This is a genomic window from Bradyrhizobium sp. UFLA05-153, assembly GCF_054185185.1.
Genome location: NZ_JBBIAM010000011.1, coordinates 116,702 through 132,657, shown reverse-complemented (window position 1 = coordinate 132,657; position 15,956 = coordinate 116,702). Strand labels below are relative to the sequence as shown.

Below are 15,956 nucleotides of genomic sequence, written 5' to 3'. Positions count from 1 at the left end.
ACAATCAGCGGCACGCTGATGGCAAGGCCGAGCACCAGGAGCGGCACGCTGCCATTGGCGGCGGCCGCGACCGCGATCACGTTGTCCAGACTCATGATGATGTCGGCGACAACGACGATCTGCACCGCCTGCCACAGATGCGAGGCCGAGGCGACGTCGTCCTCGTCCTCGTTTTCCGGCACCAGGAGCTTGGCGGCGATCACGATCAGCGCGAGACCGCCGACCAGCTTGAGGTATGGCAGCGCCATCAGGCTCGCGACGATGCCGGTGAAGACGATGCGCAGCAGTACCGCCGCCCCCGCACCGAGCACCATGCCCCACAGCCGATGCCGCGGCTTCAGCCCGCGGCATGCGAGCGCGATCACCAGCGCGTTGTCGCCGGAGAGCAGGATGTTGATCCAGATGATCTTGCCGACCGCGACCCAGAAGGCCGGTTCGGCCATTTCATTGCGGAACTGGGTGAAGAACGACCCGAGCGTGGCGGGGTCGAAGATCTGCCAGAGCCAGTTCACAATGCGTCCTTCCGATCAGCCGACGATCTCGTTGCCCGAGAAGAACTGTGCGATCTCGATCACGGCCGTCTCGGGGGCGTCGGAGCCATGCACCGAGTTCTCGCCGATCGACTTGGCGTAGAGCTTGCGGATGGTGCCGTCGGCCGCCTTCGACGGGTCGGTCGCGCCCATCGCCTCGCGGTACTTGGCGATCGCGCCCTCACCTTCCAGCACCTGCACGACCACCGGGCCGGAAGTCATGAACTCGACGAGCTCGCCGAAGAACGGACGGGCCTTGTGCACGGCATAGAAGGTCTCGGCCTGGCCCTTGGTCATGCGGATACGCTTCTGGGCGACGATGCGCAGGCCCGCCTTCTCGATCACGGCGTTGACCGCGCCGGTCAGGTTACGCTCGGTCGCGTCGGGCTTGATGATCGAGAAGGTGCGTTCAATCGCCATGGTTCTATCCTTGAGAAGGGGGGTGATTTGGAGTTGCCGGGCTTATATCGGCGCTATCGGCGAACGGCAAGCGACCGGCGATAAGGGCTTCACGGGCGGCTCGCCGCGGGGCCGGACTCCTGAATTACGATAATTTCACCGAGATGAACCCAATCTGCACGGCACGTTCAGGCCCCGGTTCAGGATCACGGGCCTAAGGTCGACGCCATCGAGACGCGTTCTACCCTTCATGAGGCGTTTCGGCGGCCATTCCATCGACGCGCAGGCCCGCGCCGGCAGTTTTGAGGAGATACCATGTTGAGGAAACTTTCGCTTGCTGCAGTCGCCGCGGTCGCGCTGGGTGCCGCGCTGGCTCCGACCTCCGCCTCCGCCCATTGGCATGGCGGCTGGGGTGGCTGGCATGGCGGCTGGCACGGCTACGGCTGGGGCGCACCGCGCTTCTATGCCGGCGGCCCCGTCTCCTACGGCTATGGCGGCTGCTATGTGCGCCAGCTGGTCCCGACCCCCTGGGGACCCCGCTGGCGGCTGGTGAACCGCTGCTACTGAGCCCGTCAGCACCTTCCGAGAGAACTACCCAAGAGAACTACCCAAGAGAACGACCAGAAGAAGAAGCCCCGGCGTCCCCCGCCGCCGGGGCTTTGCTTCGGATGATCAGCCTTGGGCCCACATCACCCCCGTTCATAGAATTTTTACGAGAACGGAAGGCGGTCCCCATTGGGGCCGAAACTATTTCGCGGTCAGTGACTTGGTAGGGTGTCCTTGCTTTTCACGATGGAACCCCGTGATGCCTCGCCAATCCGCCAATGACAGCGAACAGATGGACCGGCGGACCAGCCGATCGATCTGCGACGCCATCGGCGAACGGCTCCAGCAGAGCCTTCGGCCCGAGCCGCGGCTTCCGACTTATCTCGAGCACCTCGTGAACGAGCTGCGCAAGCGGGATCGCGACGGCGATCCGCAGAACTAGGCATAAAACGGGGTTGCGTTTGCCTCGCGCTGCGGTGACAAGGCCGGATGCTCACCATCACCGACCTTTCGGTCCGCCTCGCCGGACGCCTCCTGATCGACCAGAGCTCCGTGCAGATCACGCCCGGCTCACGTGTCGGCCTCGTAGGACGCAACGGCACCGGCAAATCGACGCTGTTCAAGGTGATCCGCCGCGAGCTCGCCGCCGAGCATGGCTCGGTCACGCTGCCGCCGCGCTGGCACATTGGCAGCCTCGCACAGGAGGCGCCTGACGGCCCGGAAAGCCTGATCGAGGTCGTGCTCAAGGCCGACCTCGAGCGCGACGCGCTGCTGCGCGAGGCAGAGACCGCGCACGACGCGCACCGCATCGCGGAGATCCAGACCCGGCTGGTCGACATCGATGCGCATTCGGCCCCTGCCCGCGCGGCCGCGATTCTCTCAGGCCTCGGCTTCTCGGCCGCAAACCAGCTTCGCGCCTGCTCGGAGTTCTCCGGTGGCTGGCGGATGCGCGTGGCCCTCGCCGCGACGCTGTTTGCAGCGCCCGACCTGCTGCTGCTCGACGAGCCCACCAACTATCTCGACCTCGAAGGCACGCTGTGGCTGGAGGATCACCTCGCCCACTATCCGCGCACCGTGATCGTGATCAGCCACGACCGCGATCTGCTGGAGAGCTCGGTCGACCAGATCCTGCACCTGGATCGCGGCAAGCTGACGCTCTATCGCGGCAGCTATTCGTCCTTCGAGGAGCAGCGCGCCGCGCGCGAACTGCTCGATGCCAAGCAGGTCAAGCGCCAGGAGGCCGAGCGCGCACGCCTGCAAGCCTTCGTCGACCGCTTCAAGGCCAAGGCTTCGAAAGCGCGCCAGGCCCAATCGCGCGTCAAAATGCTGGAGCGTCTGAAGCCGATCACGGCGCTGGTGACGCAGGACGTGCACGAGATCAGTTTCCCGCCGCCGGAGAAGACGCTGTCGCCGCCGATCATCGCCGTCGACAACGTCTCGGTCGGCTATGATCCGACGATACCCGTGCTGAACCGCGTCACCTTGCGCATCGACAATGACGATCGCATCGCGCTCTTGGGCGCCAACGGCAACGGCAAGTCGACGCTGGTGAAACTGCTCGCAGGCAAGCTCGCGCCCTTCTCCGGCAGGGTCACGCGGGCCGACAAATTGTCGATCGCCTACTTTGCGCAGCACCAGCTCGACGAGTTGAACGAGGATGCCTCCGCCTACGACCACGTCCGCAAGCTGATGGGCGATGCACCCGAGGCCAAGGTGCGAGCGCGCGCCGGCGCGATCGGCTTTTCCGGCAAGGCGGCCGACACCAAGGCCGGAAAACTGTCCGGCGGCGAGAAGGCGCGCCTGCTGCTCGGCCTTGCGACCTTCTTCGGCCCCAACATGATCATCCTGGACGAGCCGACCAACCATCTCGACATCGACAGCCGCGCCGCGCTCGCGGAAGCCATCAACGACTTTCCCGGCGCCGTCATCATAGTCTCGCACGACCGCTACCTGATCGAGGCCTGCGCCGAGCGGCTCTGGCTGGTCGCCGACCGCACGGTGACGAACTACGACGGCGACCTCGACGACTACCGGCGCGTGGTGTTGTCAGCAGCAAGCGCGGACAACAGCCCGCGCGAGCGCAGCGCGCCAGCCGAGAAGCCGCAGCGCGCACGATCGGACAATCGCGGCCCGCTCAAGAAGCGCATCGCCGAGGCCGAGGCCGAGATCGCCCGCGTCAGCGAGATCATCGCCAAGATCGACACAGCGCTCGCCCTTCCCGACATCTTCACCCGCGATCCCAAGCAGGCCGCGCAGCTTTCGAAAGCACGCGCCAACGCCGCCGACGCCCTCGCGCGCGCCGAGGAGCAATGGCTCGAGGCCAGCGCGCAGTATGATGAGGCGACGGGGTAGCGGCTCTCCGCGGGTGCGCGCCAAACGAGGCCCTCATCAAAATCTGAAAAACAACCCCATGCAAAGTAGAGGCATCATGTTACCTCGACCACATTGGACGGCGACCTGATTGGGGTCCGCTCCTGAACATCGGTGCGCATGGCGCGCGCCGCCGAATCTCAAGTCGTCTTGCGCAGAGGTCGAAACGCGTCGCGGACCTCCCTGCTGAAAATCTCGGGCTGCTCCCACGCTGCAAAGTGACCGCCGGCCTCGGCCTGATGGAAGTAAATCAGCTTAGGATAGGCCTTCCCGGCCCAGCTCCGGGGCGCCACGAAACTTTCGCCAGGAAATGCTGTCACGGCGGCCGGGATCGAGACGTGGGCAGGCAAATAGAGGTTTGTCTTGTTTTCCCAGTAGAGCCGCGCCGAGGAAATCGCGGTGTTGGTCACCCAGTACAGCGTGATGTTGTCGAGCACGTCGTCGCGGGTCAGCGCGCCCGCGGAATGCCCGTTGACGGCGCGCCCGAGCACCGCCGATTGCATCGCCGAGGCCGGCTGCGCAAAGCCGTCGCCGTGGTCGAGCAGCCAGGCCGCAAGGCCAGCCGGCGAATCCGTCAAGGCTGCCAGCGTTTGCGGACGCGTCCCCATGATCTGCGCATAGGCACGCCGCTTTGCGAATTGAATCTTGAGCTGGTCGAATGCGCGTTTCTCATCCGGAGCAAGATTGTCCGGAGCGGGATTGCCCGATGCGACCGCCTTGAATATCTCGGGCGGTACGACGCCGGGCAGGTTAACATGGATGCCGAGCAGTTCCGGCGCGCCCAGCTTTGCCATTTCATTGGAGACCGGCGAACCCCAGTCGCCACCCTGCGCGACGAACCTCTTGTAGCCGAGCCGCTTCATCAGCGCGACCCAGGCGCGGGCGATGCGCTGCGGATCCCAGCCCGTCGTGGTTGGCTTACCCGAGAACCCGTAGCCGGGCATCGAAGGAATCACCAGATGGAAGGCGTCTTCCGCGTTGCCGCCGTGCGCAGTCGGATTGGTCAGCGGATCGATGATCTTCATCTGCTCGATGACGGAGCCAGGCCAGCCATGCGTCACGATCATCGGCAACGCATTTTCATGTTTAGAGCGGACGTGAATGAAGTGGATGTCGAGCCCGTCGATCTCGGTGATGAACTGCGGCAGGGCATTGAGCCGCGCCTCGACTTTCCGCCAGTCGTAATCGGTTTGCCAGTAGCGGACGAGGTCCTGCAGCATAGCGAGCGGCACGCCCTGGGAGTCGTCGGCAACCGTCTCTTTCTCAGGCCACCGGGTCGCCCCAAGGCGACGGCGTAGGTCGACGAGATCGGCTTCGGGAATATCGACGTGGAACGGACGGATCTCGTCGTTCGTTGCGGCCGGCGCCGGACGTATCGCAAACAGGTTGACGACGCCTGCAGCGGCAAGTCCCGTGGCAGCCCCGACGAGCAGCTTGCGCCTCTCATGATCGATAGTCTCATGGTTTGGCTGCACTGCGGCGATTGCAATTGGGTTCTGTGATTGCGTGGTCATTTGGCGGGTTCCTCGGAATGAGCTGCGGTGGGCAACGCCGCGATGACTTCGGTGGTTGTCAGAATCGCGTGGGCGTAGGTCGGGCCGTTCAGCTCGTGAGCGGCATGCATCATTTCGTGGGTGAAAGCGGCGGTGGCGTCGCGCACCAGCGTGACGTGATAACCGAGCTCCATGGCGTAGCGGGAAGTGGACTCGATGCAGGTATTGGCGAGCAGCCCTACCACGATCACGTGGGTGATCCCCTTCTGCTTCAGCTGGAAATCCAGGTTGGTGTTGGCGAAGCCGCTTTGACCCCAATGTTCGCTGGCGACGATGTCGCCTGGTTTTGGCGCGAAGTCAGGATGCCATTCGCCGCCCCATTCGCCACGCGCGAAGTGGTGTACATGCATGACCCTCCGCTGCGTGGGGTTAGGATGGTCCCAGTGCTCATAGTCGCCCGGCTCCCACCGTCGGTGCGGGACGATGACGACCTGAACGCCTGCCGCACGGACGGCGCCGTCCAGCCGACGCAGGTTGTCCAGCAGCCCGACCTCATCGGCGATCGGCTTGATGTGCGGATAGACTTTTCCGCCCTCGGACAAGAAATCATTGTAGGGATCGACGAAAAGCAGAGCGGTTCTCCCGCGTGGATAGACGATCTCGGTCACTGTCGCCCCTCCAGCTTCATGTCGACCTTGCTCCCTTTTGTGCTTGCGGTGGTCATGGTTCGCTCCTGTGGTGACGAACCGGGCGCCAAAGGCGGCCCGTTGCATTTGCATTGACGCCGCCCGATATTACTATGGAATTCATAGGCACAAGCGCGATGAAGCAAACGTGATGAAGACGATGAATGACAACACTGCTGACCAAACGCTCTGCCCCGTGGCACGCGCCGAGACAGTCGTAGGCGATCGCTGGACTGTATTGATCCTACGCGAGCTGTTCATGCGGATGCACCGCTTCGAGGAGATTCAGGCGCAGACGGGTGCGACACCGCAAATGATCGCGGCGCGACTGAAGAAGCTGGAAGCGGACGGGCTGGTGAAGCGGCGTGTCTACAACAAGCGGCCGCTGCGTCACGAATATCAACTCACAAAGAAAGGCGAGGCCTTCTATCCCGTGATCCTGGCGCTACGCGCCTGGGGGGAGACCTGGTGCAAGTCGCCGAAGGAAGGCCGCGCAGTGAACTTTACGCATCTCACCTGCGGCAAGCCGGCGGGCCTTGGTCCAGCCTGCGAATCCTGCGGCAAACCGCTTCATCGCGAGGATCTGGACGCCGAGCGGGCTCCCGAATACCAACGAGAGCGCGAGGCGCGGTGGGAAGCTTTCAAGGCGAACCGCTAGATATTCAGCACCCGCGCGATGGCGTTGCGTCATTCCGCTCCCATGCTTTTCGGACTCACAAGAAGCATCACGTGAGGTTCGAAGGGCCATAGCGGGCCACCCATCGATTCAGTTTGACTGCTCGCGCTACCGTTGAATCGCCTCGTAGCGTGCATTCGCCTCCTCGAACAGGCGGCGCCGGCGCTAGCGTGCCAGCAGAGACAGCCCGACACCGACGACGATCAAGATCATCATGACGAGTGTCGGCCGCACAGGTGTTGGCGCGCCGGGCCGGAACGTCCGCAGCGTGGTGGCGACATACAACATCGGGACGAGCGCGGCAGCCGAGATGGTCAGGATTGCCCACGGTGCCCAGCGCGCACCCTCATGAAGCGCAAAACACAGCCACAGCAAGGTGACGCCAAGGGTAGCGAAGCCGCCCCCAATGACTTTCAGCATACCGAGAATGACGGCCTGAACTCCGGGATCGAGTTCGGCGAACGACTTTCCGGCCACGACGGCGTGATACGGCAAATATGCCTCGCGCCGCATATACCTCACGCCGAACAAAATCCCGCCGAGTGCAACAACAAGCACCGCCGCCAGCGCACAATTCAACATTTTCGAATACGAGCCCCGTTTATTTAAGTGGATGATGCTATACTGCACAACGGCGTGAACAAGACACGAGCTGACAAAACCGATGGTACTTGCAGACATCCTTGCTGCAAGCGCTCGCGCCACGCTCTTCAGAATCCGAGCACGCGGAGCTGTTGCTTGCTGATCTGGTCGGCCGGGTCGATCGATTGTGCCTTGCGGAAATCGGCAATCGCATCAGTGCGGCGGTGCAGCGCTTCATAGGTGAGGCCGCGGTTGTTGTAGGCCTCGACATAGGACGGATTGAGCTGGATCGCTTGCGTGTAATCGCCAATCGCGTGGTTGCGGTCGTTCTTTAAAACGTAGGCTTTGCCGCGGGAGTTGAAAGCGTTGAAGTCCTTGGGGTTGATCGCGATCGCCCGGTCATAGTCGGCGATCGCGTCATCGATCTTGCGCAGCCCCACATTGGCATTGCCGCGATTCCAGTACGCCACACCGTTCCTTGGATTGATGCTGATCGACTGGTTATAGCCGGCGATCGCACGGCTATATTCCTTCAAGCCTTCGTAGGCGACGCCGAGACAATTGTACCCGCCGGAATTGTTGGGCTCGCGCTTGATGACCTCGCTGCAATCCGGAACGGCCAAATCGTATTGGAAATTGTTGCTGTAGGCGACGCCACGCGAACTGTAGAGCCAAACCAGATTTGGATCGAGCCTGATGGCCTCGCCGTAGTCTGCGATTGCGGGCTCCCATCCGCCTTTTTTCGTGATCAACCTCTTTCTGAAGAGCGCTTGACCCCGTTGACCGAAACCAAAGGCGTATTTCGGATCGACGGTCACCGCCTTGGTGAGATCGGCGACTGCCTGGTCGAATTCGCCCTTTTCCATCCAGGCCATGCCGTGGCGGGCATAGGCCCACGCGTCCTTGGGATCGATCCCGATCGCCTCGGCGTGGTCAGCCAGGGCTGCGTCGTAGTCATGCAGACCGTGATAGGCGACGCCACGGTTGTTGTAGGCCCAGCCATATCCGGGATCGATCCTGATCGCCTCGGTGCAATCGGCGACGGCCGCGTCGTGGTCCTCTTTGCCCTCGTAGGCCTCACACCGGTGAGCAAAGGCCCAGGCGTCTTTTCGGTTGAGCTTGATGGCTTCGCCGTAGTCGGCAATCGCGCGGTCGAAATCCTTTCTGTTGAAAGAGCCGCGGCCTCTGTTCTTGAGTGCCTCGACGCGTGCTGCCACCGACTCGCTTGCATCGTCGATGATGCGGCTACATGCCGTGCCCCCGACCTCGGGCTTGTCGGCGCTGGCGGCGCACCCGTCCCGGTCGGCCTGCACCGGCATCGCAAGCAGGAGACTCATGCAAACGAGCAGTCCACCTGATCCACGCGCTGCCATGCTGGTACCCTCCGCCCGGCGATCCGGCGCGACGCGTCCGGACGTGGGGACTTTAGCCCCAAAGGCAGGCCATCTGCCATCGACAACCGATGTCCGCTATGGGCCCACAAGATGGGGACGCTTATCGCGCGGTGCGACCGAGCTGGTCCACCACGGCCAGCCACAATGCTATAGTCTCTGCTGACGCAGTCCTATCGACCGCTTCGGGACGCACAGCTGTATGCACCATCACCAGCTTGGTCCCAGGGTCTACAAAGATCATCTGGCCGCGGATGCCGAGCAACACGAACCGGCGTTCGGCGCCGGGCAGTAGCCAGACCTGATAGCCATAGCCGTAATACTTCGTGGCCACACCAGGCGCGAGATGGGCGTCGGTTGAACTCACCGTCGTCGCATCAATCAGCCATTGGTGTGGAATGACCTCGCGCCCATTCCACACGCCGCCATGCGCCAGTAGGCGTCCAAAACGGGCGTAGTCGCGCAACACGGCGTTAAAGCAGCAAAAGGTCACCTCCTGGCCGGTTCCGTCGATTGCCCACGAGGCATCGGCTTCGGTGCCGATCCGCTGCCATATCTTCTCACTGAGGTAATCTGCGACTGGAGTGCCGCTCACCGAGCGCAGGATGAGGCCGAGGATCTCGGTCTCGGAACTGGCATAGTGCCATCGCGTATCAGGCGGCGCGACGCGGGTATTGAACTGCGCGATGCTGACCACGGGGGCCTTGCCGGGCCGGCCGAACAGATCGCGCCCGAGGCGCGCAATATCGTCCTGCCCATCGTACCGCTCTTCGAAGTTGACACCGGAGGACATGTGCAACAGCGCACGGATCGGCGTCTTGCCGTACTCGGTACCTGCGAGTGCGGTGACATAGGTCGCGACGTCGTCGTCGATCGATTTGATGACACCGTCGGCTGCAGCGATGCCGATCAGCATCGCAGTAATGGTCTTCGCCATCGACTGGGAGAGAAAGCGATCGTGGTCCGATCGCGCGTATTGATAATGTTCGTATAAAATAGTGTCGTCTCTGGCGATGAGCAGTCCGGTCGTCGGCTGCCGTTCAAGATAATCCGCGATCGTGCGGCGCTCGCCGCCAAAGCTGTAGTAAATCTCGGGTTCGGTGGCGCGCTGAAACGACCAGGATGTGGCTGCACGTGCAACGATGCGCGCCGGTGTCAGTTCGTCAAAATGACTATAGGTCGCCACGAGATGCCGCATCTCTGCGCCGGTCGACAATGTGCCAAGGGGATATCCCTCATCAGCGCCGTAAGCGGCCGCATCATGACCGGTGTTCGACAAGACCGGTCCGGCAGCGGCACGCTTGGCGGCTTCTTGCGCACTTGCGATGCCAAAGGTCGCGAGCACAACCATCGCGATGATCGAACCCCGCCCTGTTGCCCTGTTCATCGCCGCCTCCGTGTTGCGCTGCACTAGCGCAGCTCTTCCATCAAGGCACGACTTCCGAGATGGGTCAAAATGCGATCTGCCGGAGAGGACGCTTTTTCGCGTCGGTCCGGCGCTGGACGCATCAGGTCATGCTGCCCGGTATGAAACAGCGGACACGGGGATGGCCGTCGATGTAGTACTTCCAGACCATCGTCCGTCCGGCGAGGTTGGGTTGCGTGAGGAGAGCGCCGTCCGGCACCAGAACCCATTCGCCATCGATGCGGACGCGATATCGCCCGTGATCGGACTCCCAATCCGGTTCGGAGACCACGTAGCCGTCGGAATCCTCACAGCACTTCCCGAATTCGCTCTCCAGGCTTTCGAACCAGGGTTTCAGCGGGGAATTCGCGTAGCGGCCGTCATCTCGCGCGAGCGCCGCGGTCGTGAACAGCAGCAGCAGACAGATCGAAACCGTCGCCTGCCTCATCGCCAGCATGTCTTCGCCTCCGCGATCTGGTCTCGGCTCAATGGAAGACTTCGAGGCCATCGAGCGGCCTTGAAGCGGTGTGTGCTCAATCAGCGGCACAAAGCGCAGCGCCAGTCGCGCCTATTGGCAAGCCAGGCGGCGTCAAGCCAACGGTGATTGGTTCTCGAATACCAACCGTGGCCTGAACCATTTTCGGGGCTTTCGCGCGCGGAGTGAGGACCGCAATCTGATGAGGAGAAGCGGGCATACCAGCTAACATTAGCTGCGCTGTAGCCGAACTCTCCTCAACATGGGCCGATCCCACCACCGCGACCTGGTGTCGGGAGATCGGGAAGCCCATGAGTTCAAAAGTCGGAAAATTCAGGCTGCACGCGCCGGCTTTGTTGCTCCATGTGCCTCCGATGGCGGCGACGGCAATGGTGATCACAAATAGATTTTTCATGATGACATCCCTCCTGGATCAGAGTTCGTCCCACCACGAATTTCACAGTCATCCTGCCTCAAATCATCAATGCATTATGGCGAGGAGAGACGGGTAAGCCGCCCCAAGCAAGGATGGGACCGGGCGCCTGCTCCTCAACGGTCGCTTCATCGGGACCGCACGCGCAGCATCTGACAGACCTTCAATCAGGGAAACGGCGGACTCCATGCGAGGCCCTGGGAAATTTGCCCGACGTGGAACCAAACAGTATCGAGCGGCGAGCAGATGCTGTAATCTGCGCAAAGCATTACGGGCCCCTCGCCATGCGGAAGATAAGGCTTCTTCGGCACCGGCCGGTCATCGATCTCAAATGGTCGCTGTTGAGGCAGGTAGCGGCCGTTGCGCTACTCTGTTTTCTTGGCGGAGCAGCGGTCTCCGTCTACCGAGCGGGACAGGAGACATTGAAGGCCAATCGCGCAGTAGGCGATACTGTCGGCAGGTTTCTGGAAATGCCGATTGCATTCCATCCCGACATGCGGAATTTCTTCGGAAGGCGCTTCGACCTGCAAGGACGCTTTCGTCAGCTGGATGGCTATCTCGACCAGGTGATGAGCCCCGGTCAGTGCGTGCGGCTCCATGAAGCCGGGAAGGATGTCATCTCCAGTTGTCTGGGCTTCCGCAGCCAGGTGGACGAGGCGCCGGCATGGTTTTCGGCTGCATATCAGCGGGCAGTCGGCAGTCGCATGACTTACGAGCGTCCCATCGGGTACCAAAGTCATGTATTTGGCTCGGTCGTCGTCAGCACGGACCCGTCAGCCGTGACGGCGCGCGCGTGGTCCGAGATCTCACGGATGCTCGGCCTCTCGGCAGCGACAATCGGCGCTCTTGGCACCCTGGTGTATTTTGTCGTCGAGCGCGCGCTGCGTCCGACGAGAGATGTCGTCAGCGGGCTCAACAGGTTGGCTGCGGGCGATCTGAAGTGCCGTCTTCCGCCCTTCCGACTTGCCGAGCTGCAAAGAATACGCGGCGTCTTCAACGATCTGGCGAACACCCTGGAAGTCGCGACCTCCGAGCGCGCCGAGCTTGCGCGACGTCTGGTGGAAGCCCGCGAGCAGGAAAGACGTCACCTCGCACGGGTGCTTCATGACGAGCTGGCCCAGAGCCTCAGTGCCATGAGTGCGACGGCAGCTTCGATCAAGGTCACCGCCACGACTGATTGTCCATCTCTTGTTGCCGAAGCTCAGGCCCTGACGGAAACTGCCGGCAATATCATGAAGGGGCTTCGCAGGACCGTGCAGGAATTGAGACTGCAGGAGATCGACGACGTCGGCTTGCTCATGAGCCTTGAGGGGCTAATCGGCGATCATAATCGCCGCTGTTGCGGGAAGACCCGGTTCTTTCTCGAGACGCACGGCGACCTCGACGCGCTCCCCCCGGCGATTACCGTTCACGTCTTTTATATCGTTCAGGAGGGTCTCACGAACGCGGCGAAGCATGCGCAGGCGGCCAACGTGCGTGCCGTGGTGCGGATCGACCTTGCCCAAGGCGGTGCGCCACGGTCAGGCAGCGGCTTGGTCGAGGCAACGGTTGAAGACGATGGAGCCGGACTAGCGCATGAGATCAGGAGAGAGACTGGCTTTGGGCTCGGGCTGATCGGGATTCGCGAGAGGACGCTCGCGCTGGGTGGGCAGATGAAAGTCGTGTCGAGGCCAGAGAAGGGCCTCATCCTCAGCGCCATCATTCCCGTTACGAATGCCCGGGGTGCAGCATCATGACGCCGCGAAGTATCAGCGTCCTGCTTGTCGATGACCACGCGGTCGTACGTGAGGGATACCGTCGGCTTCTCGAAAAGCATGAGGGCATTACAGTAGTCGCCGAGGCCGCCGATGCGGCGAGTGCCTATCAAGCCTATAAGAGCAAACAGCCCGATGTTGTGGTGATGGACGTTTCATTGCCAGGTCGCGGCGGTATCGATGCCATTCGCCAGATACGTCAGTGGGATCCGGCAGCGCGCCTGCTCGTTTTCACCATGCATTTGAGCGCGACATTCGCTCTCCAGGCCTTCAGGGCCGGTGCAAAGGGCTTTGTCACAAAGAGCAGCCCGCCCGAGCTGCTCGTTAGCGCGGTACGTGACGCCGCTGCCGGCCGTGTTGCCATCTGCCCTGAGATCAGTGAAGCCCTTGCGAGGAACAGCTTGCAGGACGATGCAAGTGCCGTCGATAGTTTGTCTCCACGTGAATTCGAGATCCTGCGCATGCTGCTCGCTGGCCGGTCGGCCGAGGAAATAGCCGCCGCATTCAATCTCAGTCCGAAGACGGTCTCGAACTACCACTACGCCATCAAATCGAAGCTCAGCGTTTCTTCCGATGTCGAGCTTGTGCTTTTTGGGCTGCGAAGCGGGTTGATAACGCAAGTTGACGAGCGCGAGCACGAGGACGGTCTCCGATCGGCCTAGCAGGCGATTGCATTCGGCCCCGGATGCGGCTCCCAAGTCCTTCAGACTCAAGAGATACGCCACACAAGATCCGCCGTGACTGCCGGTTAGCTGTGCCCTTGCGCATCGCACCCAGCGCGGCCCCCTCCCCGAAGACACTCCAGGTAAATTGCACCGATGGCAATGTTTCCATTGAACCGAGACAATCGTCGGAACAATATGGCGACATGAACTCGATTGCACGCTGCATTTGGCGATGGCGGTCAGCCAGCCGGGCCGGTGGCACGACGATCGTAGAGGCCATATGGATCTGACGGTCCCCACAGTTCTCATCGCGTTTGCCGGCGTGTTCCTGATCTGCTTCATGAAGGGCGCGTTCGGCGGCGGCTTCTCCATCGTGGGCATTCCACTGTTGTCGCTCGTGATGGACCCGGTCACGGCCGGAGGCCTGCTCGCGCCGCTGTTCATCGCGATGGATCTGTTCGCGCTTCGCTACTGGAAACCCTCGACCTGGTCGAAGCCCGACCTCGCGCTTCTGCTGCCCGGGCTCGTGACAGGCGTCGGGCTCGGCTATCTGCTATTCCGGGTGCTGGACCATCGTGCCGTGGCGATTCTGATGGCGATCGTCACTCTGGTCTTTGTCGGCCTATGGCTCTTGCGTGCGTCGAAGGTGACTGGTCAGCCGCGTTCGTCGCCGAAGGCGGTTGCTGCCGGTCTCGCCTCGGGCGTCACGACCATGGTCGCGCATTCCGGCGGTCCGCCGCTTGCGATGTATCTGCTGCCACTCGGGCTCAGCAAGGAAGTCTACGCCGGAACGACGAGCCTCTTCTTCACCGTTGGCAACGCGACCAAGGCGGTGCCGTGGCTGCTCCTGGTAAAGCCGAGCGGCAACGTCTGGATCGTGATGGCGGCGTGCCTGCTCGCCGTTCCCAGTGGTGTCTGGCTTGGCTGGCGCCTCCACGGCAAGCTGGACCAGCAACAAGTCTACCGGGCCTGCTACGGATTGCTGGCCGTCACGGCATTGAAGCTGCTGTGGGACGGAGTTTCCGGTTATCTCGGATGAATCGAGCGAGGACACTCAAGCTGGAAGCATCGACACGGCCGTCATAGAGGCCGCGCAGCTCCCCAGGGCGCGCGGCTTTGAACCCCATCCCGGCCCGCGACGTCAAAGACCTGTGTTTTTCGGGGAATGACCCATCGATCCCCTGGGGTGGGCAAATGAAGTTTCTGACGACCGCGACATGGCTGATTTTGATCGGCATCTCAGTGAGTGCGTGCGCATTTGAGCATGAGCCCGACAACAAGCCGGCTTACGGCCAGGCGAACGGCAAAAAGTCCGATCGATAATCGTTGAAGTGTCGGCGGTTTCTGCCCGCCGATCACCTTCCCCCACTAGCGCGCGTACCATAAATCTTTGTCGATGTCCGGTTCGCCGCGACACCGACCGCCTTGTGCAACCGCAGCAAATGTCGCGATGGGCCAGAAGGCGACATCGCTGACGCGCTGCAATTGTCGCCGACGACTTCTTCGAGTGAACGGCCTAGCAGTGAAGTTGCGAGTTGAGGCCGTCCCAATTTGGTGTACGTCTGGTTGCCTCAAGAGCGCCGCTCTGGGAATTACGACGAAAAAGAAGGCCTTTCTGGCCCGAGAGTTCTTTAGCTTTCAGTACTCGGCCATCTTCCAAAAGGATGCGCGCGCCTGCCGTGACATAACAGCCCGCTTCGACGACACAATCGTCACCCAATGAAATGCCGATACCGGCGTTGGCTCCGATCAGGCAGTGCTCACCAACTGTAATCCTCTCTTTCCCTCCTCCGGACAGAGTGCCCATGATCGACGCTCCGCCACCAACGTCGCTGCCGCTTCCCACGACCACACCGGCGCTTATCCGGCCTTCGACCATGCAGGGACCGAGCGTACCCGCATTAAAATTGCAAAAACCTTCATGCATGACGGTTGTGCCCGGAGCCAAGTAGGCTCCGAGCCTTACGCGATCCGCATCTGCAATTCTCACGTCCGCAGGCGTCACATAATCAGTCATGCGCGGAAACTTGTCCACGCCTGTCACCTCAAACGCGAGGGCACGCTTTCGCGCTACCATTTGCGCTTCCGGCACACGAGAGCATTCACAGGGACCGAGTGTCGTCCAGGCAACGTTAGGCAACAGACTGAAGAGTCCTTCAAGGTTCAGGCAATTCGGCTGGACGAGCCGGTGGCTCAGGAGATGAAGTCGAAGATATGCGTCGTGCACATCAGTCGGCGCAGATGCGAGCGAGTCAATTTTTGTATGAATGGAAACGATGTCGACATTGCGGATGTCGTCGTGTCGCGCATATCCGTCCGCCGACTCACCCAACGATCTGTTGATCTCGTCGCTCGTCAGCCGTACCGTTGCCGACTTGTCGGCCTGCTCAACCAGGCGTAGCCGAGGAAACCAGGAATCTAACACGCGACCGTCAGCGGCAATCGTCGCAAATCCCTCGCCTCTCGCGCCCCTCAGCTCCATCGCCATTTGAATGTCTCACACTACGATCCTACACATAGTGCATACGCCAGTTCTCGCAGAATTGGCAAC

Annotated in this window: 17 protein-coding genes; 7 read left to right on the top strand and 10 right to left on the bottom strand. The window is 61.8% G+C overall.

The window, feature by feature from the left end; all coding sequences use genetic code 11:
* On the bottom strand, positions 1-512 hold a 512-nt coding region (locus Q2941_RS09720; RefSeq protein ID WP_458192307.1), incomplete at its 3' end, for a YjbE family putative metal transport protein.
* 15 nt (positions 513-527) lie between these two features.
* Positions 528-950 carry a nucleoside-diphosphate kinase gene (gene ndk, locus Q2941_RS09715; RefSeq protein WP_027522612.1) on the bottom strand — a complete coding sequence of 141 codons (423 nt, stop codon included), beginning with the start codon at positions 948-950 and terminating at the stop codon, positions 528-530.
* Between the two features lie 294 nt (positions 951-1,244).
* On the opposite strand from ndk, the gene Q2941_RS09710 reads away from it, so the two are divergent.
* The 3 genes from Q2941_RS09710 (at position 1,245) to Q2941_RS09700 (ending at position 3,827) form a co-directional block, all read left to right on the top strand.
* Positions 1,245-1,496 (top strand): hypothetical protein, encoded by a 252-nt coding sequence (locus Q2941_RS09710; protein ID WP_027522611.1) that lies wholly within the window; start codon positions 1,245-1,247, stop codon positions 1,494-1,496.
* Positions 1,497-1,734: 238 nt separating this feature from the next.
* Positions 1,735-1,917 (top strand): hypothetical protein, encoded by a 183-nt coding sequence (locus tag Q2941_RS09705; protein WP_027522610.1) that lies wholly within the window; start codon positions 1,735-1,737, stop codon positions 1,915-1,917.
* Positions 1,918-1,964: 47 nt separating this feature from the next.
* On the top strand, positions 1,965-3,827 hold the full coding sequence (locus Q2941_RS09700) for an ABC-F family ATP-binding cassette domain-containing protein (protein WP_254112575.1): 1,863 nt from the start codon (positions 1,965-1,967) through the stop codon (positions 3,825-3,827).
* A gap of 158 nt (positions 3,828-3,985) precedes the next feature.
* Here Q2941_RS09700 and Q2941_RS09695 read toward each other — a convergent pair whose 3' ends face one another.
* Both Q2941_RS09695 and Q2941_RS09690 read right to left on the bottom strand, forming a co-directional pair.
* Entirely contained in the window at positions 3,986-5,359 is a 1,374-nt protein-coding gene (locus tag Q2941_RS09695) for an epoxide hydrolase family protein (protein ID WP_254112577.1), read from the bottom strand.
* Positions 5,356-6,006 carry a cysteine hydrolase family protein gene (locus Q2941_RS09690; protein ID WP_458192306.1) on the bottom strand — a complete coding sequence of 217 codons (651 nt, stop codon included), beginning with the start codon at positions 6,004-6,006 and terminating at the stop codon, positions 5,356-5,358. The genes Q2941_RS09695 and Q2941_RS09690 overlap by 4 nt, the downstream gene beginning before the upstream one ends.
* 169 nt (positions 6,007-6,175) lie before the next feature.
* Here Q2941_RS09690 and Q2941_RS09685 point away from each other — a divergent pair, with 169 nt between their 5' ends.
* Positions 6,176-6,682 carry a winged helix-turn-helix transcriptional regulator gene (locus Q2941_RS09685; RefSeq protein WP_458192305.1) on the top strand — a complete coding sequence of 169 codons (507 nt, stop codon included), beginning with the start codon at positions 6,176-6,178 and terminating at the stop codon, positions 6,680-6,682.
* Positions 6,683-6,865: 183 nt separating this feature from the next.
* Here Q2941_RS09685 and Q2941_RS09680 read toward each other — a convergent pair whose 3' ends face one another.
* From Q2941_RS09680 to Q2941_RS09660, 5 genes are all read right to left on the bottom strand, one after another.
* A complete protein-coding gene (locus Q2941_RS09680; protein ID WP_254112581.1) occupies positions 6,866-7,381 on the bottom strand; it encodes a hypothetical protein in 516 nt (171 codons plus the stop codon).
* A gap of 29 nt (positions 7,382-7,410) precedes the next feature.
* On the bottom strand, positions 7,411-8,619 hold the full coding sequence (locus tag Q2941_RS09675) for a tetratricopeptide repeat protein (RefSeq protein WP_458192304.1): 1,209 nt from the start codon (positions 8,617-8,619) through the stop codon (positions 7,411-7,413).
* Positions 8,620-8,776: 157 nt separating this feature from the next.
* Positions 8,777-10,024: a serine hydrolase domain-containing protein gene (locus tag Q2941_RS09670; RefSeq protein WP_458192303.1), complete on the bottom strand. Its 1,248-nt coding sequence runs from the start codon at positions 10,022-10,024 to the stop codon at positions 8,777-8,779.
* A 157-nt stretch (positions 10,025-10,181) separates the two neighbouring features.
* The gene (locus Q2941_RS09665; protein ID WP_027522604.1) at positions 10,182-10,535 is read right to left on the bottom strand and encodes a hypothetical protein; all 354 of its coding nucleotides are present in this window, start codon (positions 10,533-10,535) and stop codon (positions 10,182-10,184) included.
* A gap of 76 nt (positions 10,536-10,611) precedes the next feature.
* Positions 10,612-10,968, bottom strand: a complete 357-nt coding sequence (locus Q2941_RS09660) for a hypothetical protein (protein WP_051389704.1) — start codon at positions 10,966-10,968, stop codon at positions 10,612-10,614.
* Between the two features lie 440 nt (positions 10,969-11,408).
* On the opposite strand from Q2941_RS09660, the gene Q2941_RS09655 reads away from it, so the two are divergent.
* From Q2941_RS09655 to Q2941_RS09645, 3 genes are all read left to right on the top strand, one after another.
* Positions 11,409-12,722 (top strand): sensor histidine kinase, encoded by a 1,314-nt coding sequence (locus Q2941_RS09655; protein WP_458192302.1) that lies wholly within the window; start codon positions 11,409-11,411, stop codon positions 12,720-12,722.
* Positions 12,719-13,402 carry a response regulator gene (locus Q2941_RS09650; protein WP_027522603.1) on the top strand — a complete coding sequence of 228 codons (684 nt, stop codon included), beginning with the start codon at positions 12,719-12,721 and terminating at the stop codon, positions 13,400-13,402. The genes Q2941_RS09655 and Q2941_RS09650 overlap by 4 nt, the downstream gene beginning before the upstream one ends.
* A 283-nt stretch (positions 13,403-13,685) precedes the next feature.
* On the top strand, positions 13,686-14,444 hold the full coding sequence (locus tag Q2941_RS09645; protein WP_458192301.1) for a sulfite exporter TauE/SafE family protein: 759 nt from the start codon (positions 13,686-13,688) through the stop codon (positions 14,442-14,444).
* A 477-nt stretch (positions 14,445-14,921) separates the two neighbouring features.
* Here the strand turns inward: Q2941_RS09645 and dapD are convergent, their stop codons facing one another.
* Positions 14,922-15,893 (bottom strand): 2,3,4,5-tetrahydropyridine-2,6-dicarboxylate N-succinyltransferase, encoded by a 972-nt coding sequence (gene dapD, locus Q2941_RS09640; RefSeq protein ID WP_458192300.1) that lies wholly within the window; start codon positions 15,891-15,893, stop codon positions 14,922-14,924.
* Between the last annotated feature and the right edge of the window lie 63 nt (positions 15,894-15,956).

Excerpts from the sequence above, each read along its gene's own strand:
- dapD (WP_458192300.1), bottom strand. The coding sequence starts at position 15,893 with ATGGCGATGGAGCTGAGGGGCGCGAGAGGCGAGGGATTTGCGACGATT.
- Q2941_RS09685 (WP_458192305.1), top strand. The coding sequence starts at position 6,176 with ATGAAGACGATGAATGACAACACTGCTGACCAAACGCTCTGCCCCGTG.
- Q2941_RS09670 (WP_458192303.1), bottom strand. The coding sequence starts at position 10,024 with ATGGTTGTGCTCGCGACCTTTGGCATCGCAAGTGCGCAAGAAGCCGCC.
- Q2941_RS09660 (WP_051389704.1), bottom strand. The coding sequence starts at position 10,968 with ATGAAAAATCTATTTGTGATCACCATTGCCGTCGCCGCCATCGGAGGC.
- Q2941_RS09650 (WP_027522603.1), top strand. The coding sequence starts at position 12,719 with ATGACGCCGCGAAGTATCAGCGTCCTGCTTGTCGATGACCACGCGGTC.
- Q2941_RS09695 (WP_254112577.1), bottom strand. The coding sequence starts at position 5,359 with ATGACCACGCAATCACAGAACCCAATTGCAATCGCCGCAGTGCAGCCA.
- Q2941_RS09710 (WP_027522611.1), top strand. The coding sequence starts at position 1,245 with ATGTTGAGGAAACTTTCGCTTGCTGCAGTCGCCGCGGTCGCGCTGGGT.
- Q2941_RS09700 (WP_254112575.1), top strand. The coding sequence starts at position 1,965 with ATGCTCACCATCACCGACCTTTCGGTCCGCCTCGCCGGACGCCTCCTG.
- Q2941_RS09705 (WP_027522610.1), top strand. The coding sequence starts at position 1,735 with ATGCCTCGCCAATCCGCCAATGACAGCGAACAGATGGACCGGCGGACC.
- ndk (WP_027522612.1), bottom strand. The coding sequence starts at position 950 with ATGGCGATTGAACGCACCTTCTCGATCATCAAGCCCGACGCGACCGAG.
- Q2941_RS09665 (WP_027522604.1), bottom strand. The coding sequence starts at position 10,535 with ATGCTGGCGATGAGGCAGGCGACGGTTTCGATCTGTCTGCTGCTGCTG.
- Q2941_RS09675 (WP_458192304.1), bottom strand. The coding sequence starts at position 8,619 with ATGAGTCTCCTGCTTGCGATGCCGGTGCAGGCCGACCGGGACGGGTGC.
- Q2941_RS09645 (WP_458192301.1), top strand. The coding sequence starts at position 13,686 with ATGGATCTGACGGTCCCCACAGTTCTCATCGCGTTTGCCGGCGTGTTC.
- Q2941_RS09680 (WP_254112581.1), bottom strand. The coding sequence starts at position 7,381 with ATGTCTGCAAGTACCATCGGTTTTGTCAGCTCGTGTCTTGTTCACGCC.